5 protein-coding genes are annotated in these 6,230 nt (G+C 66.3%); all 5 read left to right on the top strand.

Annotation, left to right across the window (positions count from 1 at the left end; genetic code table 11):
• The first annotated feature begins 255 nt into the window (after positions 1-255).
• The 5 genes from WKB25_RS17985 to WKB25_RS17965 all read left to right on the top strand — a co-directional run bounded on the left by WKB25_RS17985 (position 256) and on the right by WKB25_RS17965 (position 6,187).
• Entirely contained in the window at positions 256-1,431 is a 1,176-nt protein-coding gene (locus tag WKB25_RS17985; RefSeq protein ID WP_340572100.1) for a phosphoglycerate kinase, read from the top strand.
• Positions 1,428-2,096 carry an HAD hydrolase-like protein gene (locus WKB25_RS17980; RefSeq protein WP_340572099.1) on the top strand — a complete coding sequence of 223 codons (669 nt, stop codon included), beginning with the start codon at positions 1,428-1,430 and terminating at the stop codon, positions 2,094-2,096. Before WKB25_RS17985 ends, WKB25_RS17980 begins: the two co-directional genes overlap by 4 nt.
• Positions 2,097-2,277: 181 nt before the next feature.
• Positions 2,278-3,744 carry a pyruvate kinase gene (gene pyk / locus WKB25_RS17975; RefSeq protein ID WP_340572097.1) on the top strand — a complete coding sequence of 489 codons (1,467 nt, stop codon included), beginning with the start codon at positions 2,278-2,280 and terminating at the stop codon, positions 3,742-3,744.
• A gap of 199 nt (positions 3,745-3,943) precedes the next feature.
• On the top strand, positions 3,944-4,948 hold the full coding sequence (locus tag WKB25_RS17970) for a class I fructose-bisphosphate aldolase (protein WP_049464892.1): 1,005 nt from the start codon (positions 3,944-3,946) through the stop codon (positions 4,946-4,948).
• Between the two features lie 135 nt (positions 4,949-5,083).
• Positions 5,084-6,187, top strand: coding sequence for an ABC transporter substrate-binding protein (locus tag WKB25_RS17965; protein ID WP_340572094.1), 1,104 nt, complete (start codon positions 5,084-5,086; stop codon positions 6,185-6,187).
• Positions 6,188-6,230 lie beyond the last annotated feature (43 nt).

Here is a 6,230-nt window from a genome sequence, read left to right as displayed (position 1 = left end):
GTGTGGGCTCGCGGGGGCGTAAGCGCCATGGATGGCGCGCCCGAGCCTCCATGGAGGGATTCACGGCGTCCCCCGGGAGCCCACACCACCTCGGCCCACCCACAGACCACGAAGCGCCAGCGCTCTGGCCGTTGCCGTTGCCGTTGCCGTTGCTTCGAAGCCTGCCGCAGGCAGCGGCGCGGCCGCCAGCCGCACCCGATACAATGACCGTCTGCCGTAAACCGGCATCCCATCTCCAGAGCCAAAGAGTTGCCCATGTCCATCGTCCGCATGACCGACCTCGACCTCTCCGGCAAGCGCGTGCTGATCCGCCAGGATCTGAACGTGCCGATCGAGAATGGCCGCATCACCTCCGAACAGCGCATCACCGCTTCCCTGCCGACGCTCAAGCGCGCGCTGGAGCAGGGCGCTGCGGTGATGGTCACCTCGCACCTGGGCCGCCCGAAGGAAGGCGTGTGGAGCGAGACCGATTCGCTGGCGCCGGTTGCGCAGCGCCTGTCGGTGCTGCTGGGCCGCGACGTGCCGCTGGTGCGTGACTGGGTCGACGGCGTCGACGTGCAGCCGGGCCAGCTGGTGCTGCTGGAAAACTGCCGCATGAACGTCGGCGAGGGCAAGGACGATGAAGCCCTGTCGAAGAAGTACGCCGCCCTCTGCGATGTGTTCGTGATGGATGCCTTCGGTACCGCGCACCGCGCGCAGGCGTCCACCCATGGCGTGATCCGTTTCGCCCCGGTCGCTGCCGGTGGCCCGCTGCTGATGGCTGAGCTGGATGCGCTGGCCAAGGCCCTGGATGCGCCGGCCAAACCGCTGCTGGCCATCGTCGCCGGCAGCAAGGTCAGCACCAAACTGGAGCTGCTGGCCAACCTGGTCGGCAAGGTCGACCAGCTGATCGTCGGTGGCGGCATCGCCAACACCTTCATCGCGGCGGCCGGCTACAAGGTCGGCAAGTCGCTGTACGAGCCGGACCTGCTGGATACCGCGAAGAAGATCGTGGCCGACGCCAAGGCGCGCGGTGCGGACATCCCGCTGCCGGTGGATGTGGTCACCGCCAAGCAGTTCCTGCCTGACGCGGTTGCCGAAGTGAAGGCCGTCGATGCAGTGGCCGAGGATGACCTGATCCTGGACATCGGCCCGCAGACCGCCGCGCAGTACGCGCAGCTGATCCAGAAGGCCGGCACCGTGGTCTGGAACGGCCCGGTCGGCGTGTTCGAGTTCGAAGCCTTCAGCAAGGGCACCGAAGCGCTGGCCCGTGCCATCGCCAGTTCGCCGGCGTTCTCCATCGCCGGTGGTGGCGATACCCTGGCCGCGGTCGACAAGTTCGATATCGCCCAGCAGGTCAGCTACATCTCCACCGGTGGCGGCGCATTCCTGGAGTTCCTGGAAGGCAAGACGCTGCCGGCAGTGGCCGCCCTGGCCGCGCGCGGCGCATGAGCGTCGCCCTGCGGGTGGACGGAGAAGCGCGTGCAACGCTCTTCTTCGACATGGATGGCACGCTGATCGATTCGGAAGTGGGCATTACCACCTGCATGGCCTATGCGCTGCAGAAGATGGACCACCCGGTGCCTCCGCAGGAAACGCTGCTGGGCTGGATCGGCCCGTCGCTGCGCACCACCTTCGCACCGCTTTTCGGGGATGCCGAACGGGTGGAGCAGGCCGTGGCCTTCTATCGCGAGCGCTTTGACGTGGAAGGCTGGCGCGAGCACACCATCTATCCGGACATTGAAGCGGTGGTGCGCGCGCTGCACGAACGGGGGCACCGCCTGGCCGTGGTCACCGCCAAGAACGAACCGCATGCCCGCCGCATCGTCGAGCATCTGCCGTTCGGTGACCTGTTCGAGGACGTGATCGGTTCAACGCCCGATGGTTCGCGCAGCAGCAAGCCGCAGCTGGTGGGCGAGGCGCTGCATCGCCTGCAGCTGGCGCCGGAACGCTGCTGGATGATCGGCGACCGCCGCATGGACATCGAGGGCGCCCGTCACCACGGCCTGCGCAGCGTGGGCGTGCTGTGGGGCTTTGGTGGCGAGCGGGAGCTGACCGAGGCCGGTGCCGGGCAGCTGGCCCGTGATCCGGCGCAGCTGCTGGCATTGCTGGCCTGAGATAGACGATGGCGCGCGCCGGGCCTTGCCCGGCGGCGTTTCCGCCGCCATCGACCAGCGTATGTCCGGAACATGTCCGTGCGATGTCCCGCAGAGTCAGACAGCGCAAGGCTGTAACCGTATACATGGGACGTGAAGGATGTGCTAGTTTCCGTCCTTTAACGGGAGAGGCCCATCCATCATGTTCGAGCGTCAGCGTCGCACCAAGATCCTTGCCACCCTCGGTCCGGCTACCGATCCGCCGGGCGTGCTGGAGGATCTGTTCCGCGCCGGCGTCAACGTGGTGCGCCTCAACTTCAGCCATGGTGACCCGTCCGGCCAGGCCAAGCGTGCCGCCGATGTGCGCGCCGCCGCGCAGCGTGTGGGCGTGGAAGTGGGCATCCTGGCCGATCTGCCGGGCCCGAAGATCCGTATCGAGCGCTTCGCCGAAGGCAAGGTGCATCTCAAGGCCGGCGACCGTTTCGACCTGATCGCCAGCACCGATGCCGGCCCCGGCGATGCCACCCAGGTGGGCGTGAGCTACCTCGGCCTGCCGCAGGACGTGAGCGCCGGTGACGTGCTGCTGCTCGACGATGGGCTGATGCAGCTGCAGGTGGTGGAAGTGCAGGGCGAGCGCATCATCAACACCGTGCTCAATGACGGTCCGTTGTCCGATCGCAAGGGCCTGAACAAGCAGGGCGGTGGCCTGTCGCTGGGCGCGCTGACCGAGCGCGACAAGGAATTGATCGGCATCGTTGCCAAGATCGGCGTGGACTTCATCGCCGTGTCGTTCTGCCGCAATGCGCAGGACATGAACGATGCACGCGAGATCGCCGAATCGCACGGCTGCTACGCCGCGCTGGTGTCCAAGATCGAGCGCACCGAAGCCATCGAGAACCTGGAAGAGATCGTCGACGCCAGTGACGTGGTGATGGTGGCGCGTGGTGACCTGGGCGTGGAAATCGGCGATGCCGAGCTGCCAGGCCTGCAGAAGAAGATCATCAAGGCCTCGCTGGCGCAGAACAAGGTGGTGATCACCGCCACGCAGATGCTGCAGTCGATGGTAGAAAGCCCGATCCCGACCCGCGCTGAAGTGCTGGACGTGGCCAACTCGGTCATCGACGGTACCGATGCGGTGATGCTGTCGGCCGAAACCGCCGCCGGGGCATATCCGGTCAAGGCGGTCGAAGCGATGGCGCGCATCTGCCTGGGCGCGGAGCGCCAGTTCCAGACCGAGACCGACTTCGGCGCCTCGCCGCGCAACCTGGAACGTGCCGACCAGGCCATTGCCATGGCCACCATGTTCCTGTCCCAGCACGTGGGCGTGCGCGCGATCGTGGCCATGACCGAATCCGGTGGCACCGCCCGCTACCTGTCGCGCTTCCGTGCCTCGGCACCGGTGTTCGCGGTCACCCGCCATGACGGCGCACGCCGGCAGATGGCGCTGATGCGCGATGTGTTCCCGATCAACTTCGACAGCCGTGGCTTCACCCCGCGCGAAGCCGCACGCGGCAGTATCCGCCTGCTGGTGGAAGGCGGCATGCTGCAGGCCGGTGACCGTGTGGTGTTCACCAGCGGTGAGCACATGGAAACCCACGGCGCGACCAATACCCTGCGCCTGCTGGAAGTGGGCGACGACGGCCGCGCCAGCGGTCTCGGCGACCTGTAAGAGGTGGTTACACCGGGTCGGAGCCGCTGCGCGGATCCGACCCCGGGGTCAGATCCCTGAAGGGGCTCCGACCCCATGCCGGGCAGGACATTTCCTGTCCCGTGCGGACGTGGAATCGTTTCCACCCCGGCCTCCACGTCGAGGTAACGGGGCGTCGGGGCTATACTTACGTTTTTCCCGCACCCGCCACAGGAAGTACATGAGCATCGAACAGCTGGCTGAAACCGCCCAGGCCATGGTTGCCCCGGGCAAGGGCATCATCGCGATCGACGAATCCACCGGTACCATCGCCAAGCGCTTTGCCAGCGTCGGCATCGAGAACACCGAAGAGAACCGTCGCGCCTACCGCGAACTGCTGCTGACCACGCCGAAGCTCAACGAGCACATTTCCGGCGCGATCCTGTACGACGAGACCATCCGTCAGTCGACCAAGGACGGCGTGCCGTTCGCCAAGTACATGGCCGACCACGGCATGATCCCGGGCATCAAGGTGGACAAGGGTGCGCACCCGCTGGCCGGTTGCCCGGGCGAGCTGGTCACCGAAGGCCTGGACGGCCTGCGTGAGCGCCTGCAGGAGTACTACAAGCTGGGCGCGCGCTTCGCCAAGTGGCGTGCGGTCATCAACATCGGCGAGAGCATTCCGTCGGGCACCTGCATCGAGTCCAACGCGCATGCGCTGGCCCGCTATGCCGCGCTGTGCCAGGAATGCGGCCTGGTGCCGATGGTCGAGCCGGAAGTGATCATGGACGGCGAGCACGACATCGAGACCTGCTACGAAGTCACCGAAGCCACCCTGCGCTCGCTGTTCGACGCGCTGTACCAGCAGAACGTGCTGCTGGAAGGCACCATCCTGAAGGCCTCGATGGTCATCTCCGGCAAGGGCTGCGACGAGCAGGCCGACGTCGAGGAAGTGGCCGAGTCGACCGTGATGTGCCTGAAGAGCACTGTGCCGGCGATCCTGCCGGGCGTGGTGTTCCTGTCCGGTGGCCAGAGCGATGAGCAGTCCACCGCCCACCTCAACGCCATGAACCAGATGGGCAACCTGCCGTGGCCGCTGAGCTTCTCCTATGGCCGCGCCATGCAGCAGGCGGCTCTGAAGCTGTGGGGCAAGGACATGAAGGGCAACTACGCCGCCGCGCAGAAGACCGTCTACGAGCGCGCCAAGGAAAACGGCCAGGCCGCGCTGGGCAAGTGGAACGGCTGATCCGCCGTTCCGCAGCATGAACTGAACAAGGCAGCGCCGGCATCACGCCGGCGTTTGCTTTTGCCGGTATCGTTGCCGCCTCCCGCACGCCAGGCCAGTGCGTGGGGCATACATGGAAGGCCAAGGAGAAGAAACATGCGTATTACCGCAATCACGCTGGCCGTGGCCACCGTGCTGGCTGTCGGCGGCTGCAACCGGATGGGTGGCAGCACGGACGTGGGCAAGGCCCCCTCGCTGGAGTTCGACAAGCCGGTATCCGGCGAAATCACTTCGCGCAGCGGCGTCAATTTCAATGATGGCAGCCACCATCAGCTGTACCAGCTGAAGCTGGAAGACAAGCAACTGGTCGGCATCAAGTTGACCGGTGCGCTGCGCGGCTCGATCGCCGTGTTCAACAATGGCGTGCTGGTGGCCAGCAGCAGCTCGGGCTACGAGCGCGGCGACGACGTCTCACTGGCGTTCCGCGCCAATGGCACCGGCAGCTACCAGGTGGCCATCAACGCCGACGGCCCGTCCGCCTTCGGCCCGTACCGCCTGCGCGCCGAGAAGCTGGTGCCGTATGACGGCAAGCCGATGGTGGCCGAAGGCGAGATCGTCGACCTGCTGGTCTCCAAGTCGCAGGATTACACCCTGCAGGTGGACAAGGCCGGCATGTACGAGATCCGCCTGGAATCGGATGCGTTCGATACCGTGCTGAAGCTGGACGGCAACGGCGCACAGTCGGAAAACGACGACGGCGGTGACGGCACCAATTCGCGCATCGGCATGCCGCTGGAACCGGGCAAGTACACCCTGCGCGTGCGCAGCCTGGGCGAAGACGGCACCGGCGCGTTCAAGCTGACCGCCAAGCGCACCGAGCTGCCGGCCAACATGGTCATGCGTGATGGCACCACCCTGCCGAATTCCGGCAGTGTGTTCGCCATGCTCGATGGCGAAGGGCGCCGCCGCTTCCTGCTGAGCCTGCCGCGTCCGGCCGATGTGCGCCTGGATGCGATTTCCAGCCAGGTGGATACGGTGCTGCGCGTGGTCGGTTCGAACGTAGAGCTGGTGGACGATGATGGTGGCAATGGCACCAACGCGCGCCTGGAAGAATCGCTGCCGGCCGGCCACTACACCGTGGACGTGTCCAGCCTGAGCGACGAAGCGGGCATGGTGGAAGTGCGCGTGCAGGTCGACGGTGCCGCTTCGGCATCGGCTGCCGCGGCGACCGCCGATGCCGCCGCTGAAGCGACGGACTGACGCCGCTGCAACGGATGCAAACGAAAAGGCCGGGCATTGCCCG

It is taken from the genome of Stenotrophomonas sp. G106K1 (genome assembly GCF_037969685.1).
Lineage (GTDB): Bacteria > Pseudomonadota > Gammaproteobacteria > Xanthomonadales > Xanthomonadaceae > Stenotrophomonas > Stenotrophomonas lactitubi.
This window is presented reverse-complemented; position numbering and strand designations above follow the sequence as displayed.

What these genes read in the sequence shown, in the direction of transcription:
- WKB25_RS17985 (WP_340572100.1), top strand. Translation starts at nt 256, where the DNA reads ATGTCCATCGTCCGCATGACCGACCTCGACCTCTCCGGCAAGCGCGTG.
- WKB25_RS17980 (WP_340572099.1), top strand. Translation starts at nt 1,428, where the DNA reads ATGAGCGTCGCCCTGCGGGTGGACGGAGAAGCGCGTGCAACGCTCTTC.
- pyk (WP_340572097.1), top strand. Translation starts at nt 2,278, where the DNA reads ATGTTCGAGCGTCAGCGTCGCACCAAGATCCTTGCCACCCTCGGTCCG.
- WKB25_RS17970 (WP_049464892.1), top strand. Translation starts at nt 3,944, where the DNA reads ATGAGCATCGAACAGCTGGCTGAAACCGCCCAGGCCATGGTTGCCCCG.
- WKB25_RS17965 (WP_340572094.1), top strand. Translation starts at nt 5,084, where the DNA reads ATGCGTATTACCGCAATCACGCTGGCCGTGGCCACCGTGCTGGCTGTC.